18 protein-coding genes, 1 pseudogene and 1 riboswitch are annotated in these 16320 nt (G+C 31.7%); of the genes and pseudogenes, 17 read left to right on the forward strand and 2 right to left on the reverse strand.

Features of this window, described 5'->3' with window-relative positions; genetic code table 11:
* The first annotated feature begins 1 nt into the window (after position 1).
* From CAAU_RS08100 to CAAU_RS08150, 11 genes and pseudogenes are all read left to right on the forward strand, one after another.
* The gene (locus tag CAAU_RS08100) at positions 2–247 is read left to right on the forward strand and encodes a Na(+)/H(+) antiporter subunit B (protein WP_008908954.1); all 246 of its coding nucleotides are present in this window, start codon (positions 2–4) and stop codon (positions 245–247) included.
* Entirely contained in the window at positions 237–980 is a 744-nt protein-coding gene (locus tag CAAU_RS08105) for an MnhB domain-containing protein (RefSeq protein WP_008908955.1), read from the forward strand. Before CAAU_RS08100 ends, CAAU_RS08105 begins: the two co-directional genes overlap by 11 nt.
* 2 nt (positions 981–982) lie before the next feature.
* Entirely contained in the window at positions 983–1345 is a 363-nt protein-coding gene (locus tag CAAU_RS08110) for a sodium:proton antiporter (protein ID WP_008908956.1), read from the forward strand.
* Positions 1342–2802 carry a complex I subunit 5 family protein gene (locus CAAU_RS08115; RefSeq protein ID WP_008908957.1) on the forward strand — a complete coding sequence of 487 codons (1461 nt, stop codon included), beginning with the start codon at positions 1342–1344 and terminating at the stop codon, positions 2800–2802. Before CAAU_RS08110 ends, CAAU_RS08115 begins: the two co-directional genes overlap by 4 nt.
* 10 nt (positions 2803–2812) lie before the next feature.
* Positions 2813–4687: an NADH-quinone oxidoreductase subunit M gene (locus CAAU_RS08120; RefSeq protein ID WP_008908958.1), complete on the forward strand. Its 1875-nt coding sequence runs from the start codon at positions 2813–2815 to the stop codon at positions 4685–4687.
* Positions 4684–5568: a respiratory chain complex I subunit 1 family protein gene (locus CAAU_RS08125; protein ID WP_008908959.1), complete on the forward strand. Its 885-nt coding sequence runs from the start codon at positions 4684–4686 to the stop codon at positions 5566–5568. Before CAAU_RS08120 ends, CAAU_RS08125 begins: the two co-directional genes overlap by 4 nt.
* Positions 5569–5684: 116 nt before the next feature.
* Positions 5685–6167 (forward strand): annotated as a pseudogene (nuoB, locus tag CAAU_RS08130) (NADH-quinone oxidoreductase subunit NuoB); the annotation flags it as partial.
* A gap of 29 nt (positions 6168–6196) precedes the next feature.
* Positions 6197–6682, forward strand: coding sequence for an NADH-quinone oxidoreductase subunit C (locus CAAU_RS08135; protein WP_008908961.1), 486 nt, complete (start codon positions 6197–6199; stop codon positions 6680–6682).
* Positions 6682–7827 (forward strand): NADH-quinone oxidoreductase subunit D, encoded by a 1146-nt coding sequence (locus tag CAAU_RS08140; RefSeq protein ID WP_008908962.1) that lies wholly within the window; start codon positions 6682–6684, stop codon positions 7825–7827. The genes CAAU_RS08135 and CAAU_RS08140 overlap by 1 nt, the downstream gene beginning before the upstream one ends.
* 11 nt (positions 7828–7838) lie before the next feature.
* The gene (locus tag CAAU_RS08145) at positions 7839–8327 is read left to right on the forward strand and encodes a 4Fe-4S binding protein (RefSeq protein ID WP_008908963.1); all 489 of its coding nucleotides are present in this window, start codon (positions 7839–7841) and stop codon (positions 8325–8327) included.
* Positions 8328–8404: 77 nt separating this feature from the next.
* A complete protein-coding gene (locus tag CAAU_RS08150) occupies positions 8405–9664 on the forward strand; it encodes an MFS transporter (protein WP_008908964.1) in 1260 nt (419 codons plus the stop codon).
* A gap of 9 nt (positions 9665–9673) precedes the next feature.
* On the opposite strand, the gene splB is transcribed toward CAAU_RS08150, so the two are convergent.
* Positions 9674–10690, reverse strand: coding sequence for a spore photoproduct lyase (gene splB, locus CAAU_RS08155; RefSeq protein WP_008908965.1), 1017 nt, complete (start codon positions 10688–10690; stop codon positions 9674–9676).
* Positions 10691–10833: 143 nt separating this feature from the next.
* Here splB and CAAU_RS08160 point away from each other — a divergent pair, with 143 nt between their 5' ends.
* The 4 genes from CAAU_RS08160 to CAAU_RS08175 all read left to right on the forward strand — a co-directional run bounded on the left by CAAU_RS08160 (position 10834) and on the right by CAAU_RS08175 (position 13512).
* Entirely contained in the window at positions 10834–11868 is a 1035-nt protein-coding gene (locus CAAU_RS08160; protein WP_008908966.1) for an HD-GYP domain-containing protein, read from the forward strand.
* A gap of 47 nt (positions 11869–11915) precedes the next feature.
* Positions 11916–11974: riboswitch (Fluoride riboswitch) on the forward strand.
* A 33-nt stretch (positions 11975–12007) separates the two neighbouring features.
* Complete coding sequence (crcB, locus tag CAAU_RS08165; RefSeq protein ID WP_008908967.1) at positions 12008–12385, forward strand: fluoride efflux transporter CrcB; 378 nt, start codon at positions 12008–12010, stop codon at positions 12383–12385.
* An 11-nt stretch (positions 12386–12396) separates the two neighbouring features.
* Positions 12397–12738, forward strand: a complete 342-nt coding sequence (locus CAAU_RS08170; protein ID WP_008908968.1) for a DUF190 domain-containing protein — start codon at positions 12397–12399, stop codon at positions 12736–12738.
* 21 nt (positions 12739–12759) lie between these two features.
* Complete coding sequence (locus CAAU_RS08175; protein WP_008908969.1) at positions 12760–13512, forward strand: EFR1 family ferrodoxin; 753 nt, start codon at positions 12760–12762, stop codon at positions 13510–13512.
* A gap of 36 nt (positions 13513–13548) precedes the next feature.
* On the opposite strand, the gene CAAU_RS08180 is transcribed toward CAAU_RS08175, so the two are convergent.
* Complete coding sequence (locus tag CAAU_RS08180) at positions 13549–13767, reverse strand: DUF378 domain-containing protein (RefSeq protein ID WP_008908970.1); 219 nt, start codon at positions 13765–13767, stop codon at positions 13549–13551.
* A 180-nt stretch (positions 13768–13947) separates the two neighbouring features.
* Here CAAU_RS08180 and CAAU_RS08185 point away from each other — a divergent pair, with 180 nt between their 5' ends.
* Positions 13948–14706 (forward strand): alpha/beta fold hydrolase, encoded by a 759-nt coding sequence (locus CAAU_RS08185; RefSeq protein WP_008908971.1) that lies wholly within the window; start codon positions 13948–13950, stop codon positions 14704–14706.
* Positions 14707–14713: 7 nt separating this feature from the next.
* On the forward strand, positions 14714–16315 hold the full coding sequence (locus tag CAAU_RS08190) for a UDP-N-acetylmuramoyl-tripeptide--D-alanyl-D-alanine ligase (protein WP_008908972.1): 1602 nt from the start codon (positions 14714–14716) through the stop codon (positions 16313–16315).
* The last annotated feature ends 5 nt before the right edge of the window (positions 16316–16320 follow it).

Below are 16320 nucleotides of genomic sequence, written 5' to 3' on the forward strand. Positions count from 1 at the left end.
AGTGTATTACTTAGGTTTAATAATTGCTTTTATTATGGCTTTTGGCTCTTTATGGGCGCTTTTAACGGATGATTTATTTAAAGCAATAGTTGTTTTTGGTATAGTTTCATTGTCTTCCTCAGTAATGTTCCTATTGATGCAGGCACCTGATGTGGCTATAACAGAAGCTGCTATAGGCTCAGGAATTACAACTGCACTTTTTATATTCACTTATAAGAAATTGGAGGATAGGAAAGATGAGAGATGAAAGGTCATTATTTATAAATATAGTTGCTCTACTTATCCTTTCAGTAATTGGATTTTATATTTATAAAGTTTCAATGGATACAGGAAAAGGAATAAAAATAACCGATAATATTACTCCTCAGATGAGGGTTGCCGACAGGTTTATGAACAAAAACGTTATTAAAGAAGAGAGTAAATATGTTTGGGGAGGGACTGCTGAAAATACTTCTGCTAATATAGTAACTTCGGTTGTTGTTGATTATAGATTGTTTGATACGACCCTTGAAGTTATAGTTTTATTTGTAACGATATTAGGTTTTGGTTTTGTGATTCCAAAGGATAAAAGAAAGATCATAAAACCTACAACTATTTTAAACAGATGGGCACCTATTCTTATGATTTTAATGCTAATGATTGGAGGATATATGTTTGTAAATGGGCATCTTTCACCAGGTGGTGGATTCCCAGCGGGGGCTATAATATCTACTGCAGTATTAATTGGAGTTTTAGCAGGCAGAAAAACACTAAGTCAAAAGACATTAAAAATAATTGAAGCAGTAGCTGGAATCTCGATATTTAGTTTAGGAATTGCAAGCTTTGTAATAACCGGTAATTTCTTTCAGAATTTTATATTGAATGATAGAATAGGTGATTTATTTTCTGCAGGATTGATTCCAATATTTTATGGTCTTATAGCCTTTAAAGTTGCAGCTGAACTTTCAAATATTTATTTTGAATTTTATGAGGAGTGTTGATTATGGCACAACTATTTATTTTATCTTCTATTTCATTGTTGTTTATAGGATTATTTGGAGTTTTAACGAGAAAAAATATAGTAAAAATATTGATAGCATTAAACATAATGGAGACTGGAATCAACCTTCTTTTGGTTGCCTTTGGTTATGTTGAAAATGGGATTGTCCCAATTTTAACTTCAAATGAAAGCATAATGAATCTTACAAAGATGGTTGACCCTGTTCCGCAGGCTTTAGTTCTAACTTCAATTGTAATTGGCCTTGGAACAACAGCCTTTTCTTTAGCTCTTGCAATAAGATATAGATATAATCACAACTCATTATCAATTAGAGCATCAGAGGAAGAAGAGGGGGTTAATATATGAATAGTATAGTTTTTTTAATAGTAATCCCTCTTATTGCAGCATTTTTATCTTTGTTTTTGGGAAAGAACGATAAGATATTAGCATATATAGTGACATTATTTAATATTATCTTTTCAATATTGATTCTATTTAGCGGGAAAATTCCTTTTAATGTTGCAATTGGAGGATGGAGAGCACCTTATGGCATAAATTATGCTGTAACTGATTTGACTATATTCTTTTTAGTATTGGTAAATGTTGCAGCTTTATTAGCGTTAACGTCAGTAAGAGAAATAATGGAATATCAATTTTATTCATTTTATTTTGTTCTTTTATCTTCAACAAATGGAATTGTTTTAACTGGAGATCTATTTAATTTTTTCTTATTTATAGAGCTTTCAACCTTTGCAGTGGCAGGCCTTATATCATATAAAAGAGACAGGCTATCGACGGGTGCAGCATTAAAATATTTAATCTTATCGTCTACTGCATCAATATTTAGCTTAGCAGCCATTGGGCTTATATATAAAACACTTGGGACTTTGAATTTTGCCGATATAGCCAATAAGGTAAATAATCTAAATGAAGCATCTTTAAGTTTAATTTTAATCCTATATATATCGAGCCTATTAGTTGAACTAAAAATATTCCCATTTAATATGTGGGTTGTAAAGGCCTATGAAGCTTCTAAGACTTCTGTAAATCTTTTTATTCATGGAATGCTTGGAACAGCTGGAATATATGGAGTTTTAAGAATACTTTTAATGGTTTTTTCTAAAGAAACAGGGAAGTTAACTTTAAGTGGGAATTTATCATCTATTTTAATGTTATTTGCTTTTGTTACGGTTATTATCGGAGAAATTGGTGCTTTAACGGAAAAAAATATGAAAAAGATTTTAGCTTTTTCATCAATGGCTCAACTTGGAATAGTTTTGTTTGGAATTAGTTTAGGAAGCTTTGATGCCTTGAAAGGGGTTCTCTATATCGTTATATCAAATTATCTTGCTAAATTTGTAATGTTTTTAACAGTAAATGAATTTTCGAAAGTTTCAGGAAGTACAAACTACCTAGATATGAAGGGACTAGGAAGAAGATATCCTGTTTTAGCAATTTCCTTTACTATTTCAGCTTTAAGCCTTATGGGTATTCCATTTTTCGCAGGATTTTGGGGTAAAATTTCTATCATAGGAAATGCGGTTTTTTCTGGTAAACTTGAATTGATCGGAGCTGTATTAATTTTAATAGCGTCGGTCATAGAAGGAGTATATTATCTTAGGATTTCCCACACATTTTTTAGCCAAGGACATGAAAGGGAAGGAAGGATATCAAGAGTTTATTGTTTATTGCCTATGATCTTAGCGTTAGTAATTTTATTTATTGGAATTAACCCAGATTCATTTGAAAATATTATTTCGATTTTGCTAGATGAAATAAAGTCCCCTGAAAAATATATTAAATTAATTTTATCATTGAAGTGAGGTAGGGAATATGGTGGAAATCTTTATCATTCCTCTTGTGACAGCATTTTTATTAGCTATATTCATTAGAAATAAGAAGGTTGTTTGGCCTCTATTTTTAATTTCAAATTTATATATTTTATTAAAACTTTGGACTTTGTTTGGGAAGTGGGAAATAGAAAAAACAATATATACAAACTATGAATTGTTTGGAGCAAAGTTAAGTTTTACACTTTCCAATAATCCACTTGGATGGTATTTTGCCTTTTTTTCAGCTGTCATAACTCTTGTAATTTCTGTTTTTTCACTTGGATTTAATCAAAAAACAAAGGAAAACGTAGCACCGATTTGGATGCTTATAATATTTTCTAATCTTGGAATTTTCTTTGCTGCAGATTGGATTACGTTTTTTATGATGTGGGAACTTATGGGATGGACATCCTTCTTTGCCATAACTAATGGTAGAGATAAAGCTTTAAATGAGGCTAAGTATTACCTTGTTTTATCTTTACTTGGTGCTTCTTCAATGTTGATCGGAATAATATTGTTAGGTGCTCTTACAGGTTCCTTTGAAATATTTGCTTCGGCTTATGGATTAGTTCAAGTTTTCTATTCTGAAAAAGCTTTATCAATAGCAGCTATTATGTTACTATTGTTTGCCTTTTTTATTAAATCGGCTATTTTCCCATTTTACATGTGGCCATCTAAAGTTTATGCTGTTGGACCAGAAGATTATATAACTTTCATGTCTTCAGTTATGATTAAATACGGAATTTACCCAATAGCAATGTTTATTGTTCCTGTTGTTGGAAGTTTAGACTTACCAAAGATTTTAAATACTGCAAACTGGATTCAATATTTCGTTGGATATTTAGGTGCCATTAGTGCTGTATTAGGAACTATCTTAGCTATATTCCAAACTGATATGAAAAAGCTATTTGCTTACTCATCTGTAGCTAATATGGGATATATATTATTAGGATTTGCATCAATGAATATTGTTGGATTTGAAGGAGCTCTTTTTCATGCAGTAAATCATATGGTTTTAAAGGCAGCTATATTTTTAACTCTTGCGGCGGTAATTTTTAGAACTGGCGAAAGCGAAATGCATAAACTTGGTGGGCTTGTATATAGAATGCCTATAACTTTCTTAACATTCTTATTAGGAATTATTGCAGCAGCTGGAATTCCTCCTCTAAATGGATTTGGATCAAAATGGATGATAATACAGGCTCTCATGTCACAAAAAATGATTATTTTTGCTATTGCAATGATATTTGCATCAACTGGTGCATTTATGTATCTATTTAGAGCATTAGCTTCAATATTTCTAGGGCAACTTCCAGATAGATTTAAGGATATTAAGGAAGTTCCACTAACAATGCTAATTCCTATGATAATAATGATGATTGGGATGCTTTTAATTGGAGTAGTTCCAGGAGTTGTTATGAAACCATTAACAACAGCTTTAAGAGCGGTTGGATATAATGTTAATATTGCCTCATGGACAAGTCTTGAGGGAGCACTTAAAAATTCGACGATAGACTTAACCTTGGTATTCTTAATCTTCCTTGGAGGTTTTGTAATTTCAGCAATAATGTATATTCTTGGAAATAAATCAGAAACAGTCCCACAGGAGGACAATTATACTGGTGGCGAATATCCAGAGGAATGGGGAGTAAATGCTGATAGATTCAATTATTCATATTCATTTTACCAACCATTTAAGGAAATGTTTGAACCATTGCTTGAAAAAATATCCATCGATGAATTTTTCGCAAGCATAGGAAGAAATTTTGAGTATATGAGTGCTACAGTTCAAGGATTATTTAGAAGAGGAGAAGGAGCAGTATTGCTCTTTAGTATAGGTGTTCTCCTACTAATACTAGGAGGTTGGATTATATGATAGAAATTTTAAGAGTATTTTTGTTTGGTTTCTTTGCAATATTTATAGGACTTTTCTTTATGGGTATTGGTAGAAAGATTATTGCAAGAATTCAATTAAGACTTGGACCACCATTTTATCAAGCATTTTTAGACGTAGGTAAATTATTTTCAAGAAAATCAATTACACATAATTTTGTTATGGACCTTGGAATGGTAATGTCCCTTGCTGGACTTGTTGCAACAATGCTTTTTGTCCCAATTGCTGGGCATACAGCTATAAAAACAAGTTCTAACCTTATAGTTATTATGTATCTTATGGCAATAGGTTATCTTGGTATGGCGATGGCTGTAGCAGCAAGCGGAAATCCTAATGCTACAATTGGAGTATCCCGTGCTCTTACCATGATGTTAGGCTATGAGGTTCCATTTTTTACAGTTATGCTAGGGCTGATAATAATTAATGGGACATCGTCTTTAGAACTTATTGCAAACAGCCAAGCAGGCTCAATTTTAAATTGGAATATGATTAAATTCCCGTTGGGATTTATAGCTGCAGAAATTGCACTTCAAGCTATGATGGGAGAAAAGCCCTTTGATGCTATGATAGCACCTGCAGAAATTGCATCAGGGCCTATGGTTGAACTTAGCGGTAAATATTTAGGTTTGGCCTTTTTAACCCATGCGGTTTCAATATTCGTAGAAACTGCAATAATTGTAAATCTATTTATGGGAGGAGCTTCAAATATATTTACATTTGTTTTAAAACAATTTGAAATATATCTTATTACTGTTATAATAGAGGCGGTTTTCCCAAGATTTAAGATTGAACAAGCTGTAAAGTTCCTTTGGACAGTTCCTATGAGCATAGCATTACTTCAGCTTGTTTTGATAGTATTCTAGGAGGCGATACCATGGAAGAATTAAAGGTTGAAAAGAAAAGAAGTTGTATTGAAAATGTAATAGATTTCTTTAGGCAAAGGTCTATATGGATGCTTCACTACTGAACGGGCTGTGGTGCGGTGGAGTTACCACCAACTATGACATCCAGGTGGGATGTTGAAAGATTTGGTATAGGACCTATGGCAACGCCAAGACAAGCAGATGTCCTTCTTGTTACAGGATATGTTTCACTTAAAACGTTAAAAAGAATTATCAGAACCTATGAACAAATGCCAGAACCTAAATGGGTTTTAGCTTTTGGTTCCTGCACAGTAAATGGAGGTATATATTGGGATTCATATAATACAATTACAAATTTAGCAGAGTATATTCCAGTGGATATAACAGTATCAGGATGCATGCCAAGACCAGAAGCTGTTATGGATGCACTACAAACGCTTATGAAGATGATTCAATCGGGAGAAGCTGGGGCATACAAAAAGTATAAGGAAAATTATGAGTATTATAAGGCAAATCAGGATAGGGTATTAAGAAAAACTTATCCTATATTGGGTGAAAAATTAATTCAAAATGAAGAAGCAGCAACAAGCATTGAATAATTACCCAATAATGAAATTGGAGGGAAATTATGAAGCTTAGCAAAGAAGAAATAATAGATTTATTAAAACAAAGAGGTCTTGAGGTTAATGACCTTTATCCTACACAAATAAGTGTGATTGTAAATAAGGAAAACTTAATAAATCATCTTGTATACTTAAAATCAATTGGATTTGACCATCTTTCCTTTATAAATGCAGTTGATTTTATAGATGAAGGCGAATTTGAACTTGTTTATCATGTTTGGTCATATACTAATAAAGTTCATGTATTAAATAAGGTTAGAATAGATAGGAATGATCCAAAAATACCAACGATAGTTGATCTATGGGAACAGGCACAATTTTATGAACAAGAGGTTCATGAATTCTTTGGCATAGTATTTGAAGGAAATAAGGATTTGTCACCTCTTTTCCTTGAAAATTGGCTGGATATTCCACCGCTAAGGAAGGATTTTGACACAAGGGAATTTTCAATTAGGCTTTTTGATGCTAAACCGAATGGAGGTGACAGGTAATGGATGCACCATCTTATATGCTAACTAAAATAGCTGAAAAGGATGATTTAGCTGTTTATGAGCTTTTCTTTGGCCCAAATCATCCTGGAATGCATGGTAATTTTGGGTATGTTCTTGAGATGATTGGAACAGAAATAGTAAAGGTAAGACCTAATGCAGGACAGCTCCATAGAGGATTTGAAAAGTTGATGGAACAAAAACTTTGGGTTCAAAACATTGCACTTGTTCCAAGAATATGCGTAGTTGATCCCGATCCAAATGAAGTTGCCTACTGCACAGCAATAGAAAAGATCATGGGAATTGAGATCCCTGACAGAGCAAAATTCATTAGAACAATTACCCTTGAGATGAGCAGATTAACTTCTTTCCTTATGGGAATGGGAGCTTTAGGCGCAGCACTTGGGCTTTATACTCCGATGTATATTATGACTGCTGATAGAGATTTGATTCTTGATCTTTTTGAATGGCTTACAGGAGGAAGAATTTATCATATATTCAATATCCCTGGAGGAGTAAGAAATGATTTGCCTGAAGGATGGGTGGATAGATTAAATAAAGTTCTTGATCATCTTGAAAAAAGATTAATAGAATACGATAAGATTTTATTTGAGAACCCAATTGTCCATAAAAGATTGAAGGGACTTGGCTATGTATCAAAGGAAGATGCCGTAAGATTTGGCCTTACAGGTCCAAATTTAAGAGCTTCGGGCAATCCGTATGATGTAAGGGTTGATGACCCTTATGCAGCTTATGCGTATCTTGATGTAAAAGTAATAATACAAGAAGGTGGAGATGCATTAACTAGAGCGGTTCAAGTAAGAATTGAATTTGAGGAAACAATAAAGTTAATTAGACAAGCACTAAAGCTTATGCCTGAAGGCGAAGTAAGGCTGAACCTTGGTAATTTAGCTATGTTAAAGGTTCCAAAAGGTGAAGCCTATGCTAAAGTTGAATCCTCAAAGGGAGAATTTGGATATTATGTGGTTTCTGATGGGGGAATGAAGCCCTATAGAGTTGCAGTAAGAGGTCCATCACTTCCAGCAGGACTTTTACTTGCACAAAAACATCTCCCAAAAATGAAGATAGATGATGTTGCGGCATGGATGGGTTCTTTAGCGATTTGCCCACCTGATATAGATAAGTAGGAGGGAAAACTATGGCATTAGGAGATAAGAGCGTGTATTCTCCTTTGACAACCCTTAAAAATCTCTTTAAAAGACCTATGACAATAAAATATCCAAAGGAAATTTTAAGGGTTTTCCCAAAGGAAGGAGTTTCACCGAATTATAGGGGACTTCATACAAATGATTTGGAAAAATGCGTTGGATGTGCAGCCTGTCAAAGAATATGTCCCTTTGATGCAATAGAAATGAAGATAATTGGACAAAACGAACAAGGCAGAGCAATAAAAAAGCCTGTAGTTGATTATGGCAGATGCAGCTTCTGCGCCTTTTGTGTTGATGTTTGTCCGACAAATTCGCTTAAAATGTCAAGACATTATATTTATAAAATCAAGACAGTAAAATCCTTATCAGCTAAAGATGAGGTTGAATTTGTAAAAGATAAATTCAGAATAATGCCGGATGAAAAATTAGGAGATGACATTGGATATAATACTGGAAAAGCTAAAAAGGTATTAGGTTAGTAAAAGGGCTGTTTAACAAAATAGCCCTTTTACTATATAATTATTATGGGATCAACATGGGGTTGGGGGGAGTTTTGATGAATAAAATAAGACGGTATTTAAAAGAAAAATTATTATGTAATTTAGAAGGCAATGCCTATGCTTGTATTATTTTTGAACCAATGTGGGCTATATTTGGTGGAATGATATTTTTTTATCAGCCATTATATATGAAAAGCTTAGGTGTAAATGAACTTCAGATGGGTTTAATAAATTCAATAGGAGCTGCTTTAATGATTTTAACATCTTTTGTTGCTGGTCCAATAACTGATAAATATGGCAGAAGAAAAACTACGCTTATTTTTGATTTAATCTCTTGGAGTTTGGTAATGTTTATATGGGCAATTTCACAAAATTTTTGGTTCTTTTTAGTGGCAGCTTTATTAAATTCATTACATAAAATATCATATACTTCATGGACATGCCTTGCAATTGAGGATACTATTGAAGATAAGAGGGTTTACTTTTTTAGCCTAATTATGATAATAAATTTAGCTTCCGGTATTTTTGCACCTTTAGCAGGGATTTTGGTGAATAGATTTGGAATAACATTAGCAATGAGGTTGATATATTTTTTAGGATTTATTAGCATGACTTTGATGTTTGTTGGAAGAAATAAAATGACAACTGAAACTAGAATTGGCATGGAATTAATTAAAAAGCATAATAATCTTTCTTTAAGTGAAAAGATTACGGATTATAAAGAAGCTATGGTTTACTTTTTTACAAATAAATTAACTTTTCTAGTATTTTTAATTATGCTATTTACATATTTGCAGAATTCATTTTTATTTTATCAATCGATATATCTAAAGGATATCATAGGCATAAAAGAGTCATTAACATCATTAGTTCCAGGACTTTCGGCTATCATTTATTTAATTACATATTTTATATTTATGAAGTGTCTGACCCAAAAAGGCGAGGCAAGTAGTTTATCTTTAGGTTTGCTATTAAATGGACTAGGAATTTTGCTATTTTTGTTAGTAAAACCCAAGAATTATCTATTACTTGCTTTTAGCACTATTCTAACAGCTTCAGGTAATATTATAACAATAACATTTAGGGAAACCTTATGGAGCAATGTAATTGGAGAAGAGGAAAGGGCTAAAATTTTCGCAGCTGGTCAAGGCCTTATTTCATTGTTTTCTGCCCCGGCAGGATACTTTGCGGGATGGCTGTATAAAATTAATCCTGCTTTACCATTTTTGATGAGTCTAATTTTTTATTTAGCTTCATATGGAATATCGTTTGTTGTGAAAAATATAAAAGAATACATGCCTAGCAAACCAAGCTAGGCTTAAGTTTTACGTAAAGTATTCTATTGTTGAATTAGGGAAATATTGTTTTATCTTATCATAAAAATACTGCTTTATTTCTGATGATATTTCTTTAGGATATACATATTTATAATATCCATAGGGCCCCCATTTTTTTAATCTAGTTTCCTCGTTTAAATCAAGTTTAGTTTTAGGAAAACGCTTAAGTATTATATCTTTTGATTTTAGTGTAAACCTATATTGGATTAGTTCAAATGTTAAATTGCTATTTGAAAAACCATCTAATTTGTTGTATAAATTAATTAGCATATCTTCATAATCCTTTTTCCATCCATCATATATGAAAATCGGGGCAATTATAAACCCTGTATCATAATCTGCTTTAAAAATTTTTGCTGCGGCATCCAACCTTTCTTGCAGATTATCTGTATTATGTTCATAGGTTTTAATAATATAATCAGTATTTATGCTAAACCTTATTTTAGTTTTTTTGTTATGATTTACGTTTAATAATGAGTCGATGTTTGAAAATTTAGTAACTAATCTTAGCTTTCCGAATTCTTGTTTTGAAAAAAATTCAACGGTTCTTGCAACAGAACCAGTTAGATGTTCTACTGATATAGGGTCGCTGGTGCTGGCAAGTTCAAAGGTGGTAATATTGGGCTTGCTTTCATCTATATACCCTTGAATGTTATCAAGGATCTCATTTATGTTTACAAATATTTTAATATGTGGTGAAGCAGCATGTTTTGTCTGAAGATAACAGTATTCACAAGTGCCGGGGCAGCCTGAAACTAATGAAAATTGGAAGTCTGCCGATGGCTTACAGGAGTCTAGCTTTTTATTTTTGCTTATACCAAGGATTATTGTTCTTTTGGAATATGCAAAAAATTCTTGCTCGGATAGATTTTTTGTCTTTTTATTAAAGCTATCTTCAATTATTGGAATATTTAAGTTTTCTGCTTTTTTTAGGATTTCGTATGTTAAACTATAATTTAAAGCTTCTTTTTCAACAAATATTTGAGAAGGAATAAACTTTTTCATGTATATCACCTATTATTATTTTTGTAAAAAAATAATAAAATAATGTAAGTTATGATAAAAAATTATATAAAATTGGAAAGGAATTTAAGAGAAATTGTAGAATTAAATAAATAAGGAGAATTTTTATTTGGAGGCTGCTGGGTATGGGGAAAAGAGTAGTTGACATTTTTAGTTGCAGAGAAGGAGATAAATTAGCTCTTAATGTTGTTACTGACTCTGGAACTACTGTTGTAACTGAAGGGACGATTCTAAATAAGTACCTAATAGATAAGATAATTAAAATGGGTATACGAAAAATATACATATATGAAGATAATGAAAACGGTAATATGGATTATATAGCCTTTAAAAAGGAATACTCTAAAAATGTTGATGCGGTAAAAAATATTCTAACCGAACTTGCTGCAGGTAAGAAATTGGATCTTAGCTTAGTAGCAGAAATTTCTAATGAAATAAAAAAACATATAGATCAAAAGGATAATATTATTAAGTTTTTATCAACCCTTAAAGCCTTTGATCAATATACATTTAACCATAGCTTAAATGTTGCTTTCTATAGCATGCTTCTTGGTAAATGGTTGGGATTAAAAAGCACACAAATTGATGATTTAATTAAAGCTGCAGTGCTTCATGACATTGGAAAAGTAAAAATACCTGAGGAGATTTTAAATAAAAAAGGTAAATTAAGCGATGAAGAATTTGAGGTTATGAAAAAGCATCCTGTTCATGGTTATGAAATTGCTCTTGAAAGTCAAAAACTTTCTTTTGATATTTTAAAGGCTATACTTTTGCATCATGAAAAGGAAAATGGTTCAGGATATCCTCTGATGGTTAGAGGTGACAAAATTCCTTTATATGCAAAGATTATAGCTATCTGTGATGTTTATGATGCCATTACTTCAGAAAGGGTTTACAAGGGACGTATGTCTCCCTTTGATGCATTTAAAATCATAGAAATGGATGGCTATGAATTGTTTGATGTAAAAATAATGTTAACCTTTCTACAAAATATTTCTAATTATTATATCGGAACAGATGTGGTTTTAAACAATGGCGACATTGGCCAAGTTGTATATATTAATCCAAGAAATATTTCTTATCCTATTGTTAAAATAGGATCAGACTATGTTGATCTTTTAAGCAATAAGGAACTTAAGATTGTTTCATTATTAAATTAAAAAATATAATTGACTTAAATTGCAGTAATTCTTATAATCGAAATTGTGAAATTATAGGTGATGGGGTTCACCTTAATTGCCTTGTGCTGATAACTCCTACTTTTGTAGGAGATTTTTTATCTTTTTGGAGGTGGTCATGATGCTTAAGGTAATTTATGTAGGTTTAGGAGGATTTATAGGTGCATCACTGAGATATTTAATTTCGATGGGGGCATCAAAAACTTTCAATTTGGATATTCCAATGGGAACATTGATAGTGAATATTTTAGGTGGATTATTAATAGGATTTATAATGGAATTGAGTTTGTCGACAGATATAATATCGCCAGACCTTAGACTTTTTTTAACAACAGGTATCTTGGGTGGGCTTACAACATTTTCAACCTTTAGTTACGAAACGATAAACCTTTTAAACTCTGGAGCATATATTTGGGGTATAATAAATATTGTTTTAAATGTTTTATTAAGCTTAATAGGGGTTGTAGTTGGGAAAATTTTATGTAATGCTATTATTTAGGAGGGGAGTATATGAAGTTAGAAGGTAAGGGAAAACTTTTAAAAATATTTATAGGGGAATCAGATAGATGGCATGGTGAGGCTTTATATCATATTATTCTCAAAAAGGCAAAGGAGTTTGGTCTTGCAGGCGCTACAATAGTAAGGGGAATAGAAGGTTTTGGTGCAAATAGCAGGGTTCATTCGGCTTTAACAGAAGTATTATCCCACGATTTGCCTATTGTTATTGAAATCATAGATAAAGAAGAAAAGATAAATGAATTTATAAAGGTTATCGATCCTATGATTACTGAAGGATTGGTAGTAATTATGCATGATGTAGAAATTATTAAGTATGTTAAATCACGAAACTAATAAAAAGTTGGAGGGACAAAATTGCAGGCAGCAATAATTTATTTTTCGGGAACTGGAAATACTGAATATGTAGCAAAACTTTTTAAAAAACATTTTGAATATGGAGGAGTTAGTTGTGTTTTAATTGACGTATCAAAGAAAAGAACACTAAATGAGGAGTATGACTTTTATGTATTTGGAGCACCAATACATGCTGAAGTTTTTCCCAAAATTTATATAGACTGGGTTGCTAAAAACTTAAAAGAAGACAATAAAAAGTGTCTTATATTTTCAACTCAAGCTGCCAATAAAGGATCTGGACCTGATCAGTTATCGGAGATTCTTATTAAAAAGGGTTATAGGATTACAGTTCAGGATTTTATTACTATGCCTAATAATTATTATGTTGTAGCCTTTGAAAAGCCAACTAAGGAGGAAATAAAAAAAGCAAAAGAAAGAGCGGAGGAAAAAGTTAAAAGTTTAGTTCAGAAATTTTTAAAGGATGAAATATACATAAATAAAGTAAGCAAAATAAGATTAAACCTTGCCAAAATAGAGTATAAGTTTTTTTATCGATTTTCTAAGGGATGGGCAAGAAGAAATCTTACAGTTGATATGAAGCTTTGTGTGAAATGTTTAAAATGTGTAAAGAATTGTCCGACTAAAAATATTAAGTTCAAAGATAACAGTTTTTATTTTGAAGATAGCTGCATATCATGTCAAAAATGCCTACATACTTGTCCGACGAATGCATACCTATATAAAGGTAAAAAATTTGAGCAATATAAAATTTAAAATGGACTGTCTCTTTATTTTGAGGCAGTCCATAATTTATTTATCCTCTATTCCGTCACTCCCTGGAGTCATAAGATATGCATAAAATACCCATAGAGATGATAATCCGACAATTCCATAAAACATTCTTGCAAAGGGTGATGTATAGCCTCCTAAGATTGGGAGTAAAGGATCAAACCCAGATAGAGCAATTAATCCCCAATTAATTCCGCCTAATATAACAATAGCAAGGGCAACAAGATTTAAAATTCTCATAGTAATCATCCTTTCTATTTTTATTTTTTTATAATTAGGATAAATTATTCAAATATATTATCTTGTTATTAAATTTAAAAATATTCCAAAATTACTTATTTAGCTTAACTTGTAATTTTAAATATATTAAAATTGTAGTATAATGTAGTATGAATTAAGTAAGCATAAGGAGGTGGACTTTTGTTTATAAAAATAGACAATTTAGATATTTATTATAAAAAAGCTGGTAGCGGTAAAAAGATAGTTCTTCTTCACGGCTGGGGAGGAAGAGCAGATAGCTTTTTGCCAGTTTTTAATTATCTTGCAAGTAAATTTGAAGTATATGCGATAGATTTTCCAGGTTTTGGTCAATCCTCTTTGCCGCCCAAAGCTTGGGGAGTTGGTGACTATACCGATATGCTAAATAAATTATTTGAAAAGCTTAATATAGAAAAGGCTTCATTAATTGGGCATTCCTTTGGTGGTAGGGTTTCAATTATGTTTTCAGCTCTTTACCCTGAAAAAGTAGAAAGGGTTGTTCTTGTAGACAGCGCCGGGATAATTCCTAAAAGAACCTTGAAATATTATTTTAAAGTTTATAAATTTAAGCTATTTAAAAAATTATATTTATTATTAAATGGTGGCAAAAAAGAAGCTCTTGAAAAGTTTTATAAAAAATACGGTTCAAAGGATTATAAAAATTCTGGTCCATTAAGGGAAACTTTTGTAAAAGTTGTCAATGAGGATTTAAGAGGATTTTTACCTAAGATTAAAGCCCCAACCCTTCTTATATGGGGTGAAAAAGATCAAGATACTCCTCTTTACATGGCAAAAATCATGGAAAAAGAAATACCAGATGCAGGTCTGATTGTTTTTGAGGGTGCAGGACATTTCGCATATCTTGATAAGTTGAATGATTTTAATATAATAGTTTCAAAATTTTTGGAAGGAAGTGAGTGATTTGAGCATGTTAGTTTATGTTTTAGCTATAATCTTTTTTGCCTTTGTTTCGGTTTACTATAATAGGTTTTACCTTCATATGGCTCAGCTTGTAGGATACAAACCAAATGAATTTTTAAATTGGCTTAATAAGTATGATAGGGATAATTTTAAAAGAAATTTTATATTTTTATTTTTACTTTTCATTTCAAATCTTTTTCCAAAAGATTATAGTTCTTATGCACTATTAATTCTTTGGATTGCTTTGGCTTCAATAAATATTTACACCCATTATAATAGAAGGAAAAAGGCAAAAAAACCTCTTAATTTTACATATAGAGCTAAAAGATTATTTGCCTGTGCATTATTTCTAAATTTATTGCTTGTTATAATATCTTATGCTTTATTTAAGTCACCATTGGCCTTTATAAATGGATTGATTTTAATACAGGTTTTTATTTCTTATTTAATGCTGATTTCCTTAAAAATAATGCTGCCTATTGAAAAGAAAATCCAGCAGGGCTTTATAAACGAGGCAAGGGAAATAATTAAAAGGAGAAAGGACCTTTTAGTTATCGGCATCACAGGAAGCTACGGAAAAACAAGCACTAAATATTTTATAAAAACAATTCTTTCGGAAAAATATAATACCCTAATGACGCCTGAAAGTTATAATACTCCAATGGGAATTACAAAGGTAGTTAGGGAACAATTAAGGGATGAACATGAAATTTTTGTATGTGAAATGGGAGCAAGATATGTTGGAGATATAAAGGAGCTTTGCGATATAGTTTATCCTAAAATGGGAGTATTAACTGCCGTTGGCCTTCAGCATCTTGAAACAATGGGATCACAGGAAAACATTAAAAAGACAAAATATGCACTAATAGAATCCTTGCCAGATGATGGTGTCGCCTTCTTTAATGGAGATAACGATATTTGTTTTGAACTTTCTAAAAGGAGAAACATAGAAACTTATGTATATGGAACAAATAAAAAAGAAGGCATAAATGTATATGCAACAGACATAAAAAATACTAGGGAAGGTTTAAAGTTTACTGTTCATGGAGATGTTGATGGTAAAATAGTGCAATTTGAATGTAGAACAAAACTCTTAGGAAAACATAATGTTAATAATATTTTAGCAGGAGTCGCAGTTGCCCTAAAGCTTGGTCTTTCTGAAGAAGAAATAAAGAGGGGGATTGAAAAAATAGAGCCGGTTCCACATAGGCTTCAAATCCTCGATACTAACAATGGAGTTACAGTAATAGATGATGCCTTTAATTCAAATCCTGAAGGTTCAGCCTTAGCCCTTGAAGCACTTTCTGAAATGGATGGAGGCAAAAAAATTATTGTAACTCCTGGAATGATTGAACTTGGAGAAGTTGAGTATGAAGAAAACAAAAAATTTGGCCAAAGAATTGCAAAAACCTGTGACTATGCTATATTAGTTGGAAGAAAAAGAAGTATTCCTATAGTTGATGGCTTAAAGGAGGAAAACTTCCCAGAGGATAGGATTATAATTGTAAATAGTCTTGATGAAGCAACAAAAGAATTAAGTAAAATAGTATCTATTGGAGATATCGTATTGTTTGAGAACGATCTGCCTGATAATTATAATGAAAATTAAGGAGG

Source organism: Caloramator australicus RC3 (genome assembly GCF_000297115.1).
GTDB lineage: Bacteria > Bacillota > Clostridia > Clostridiales > Caloramatoraceae > Caloramator > Caloramator australicus.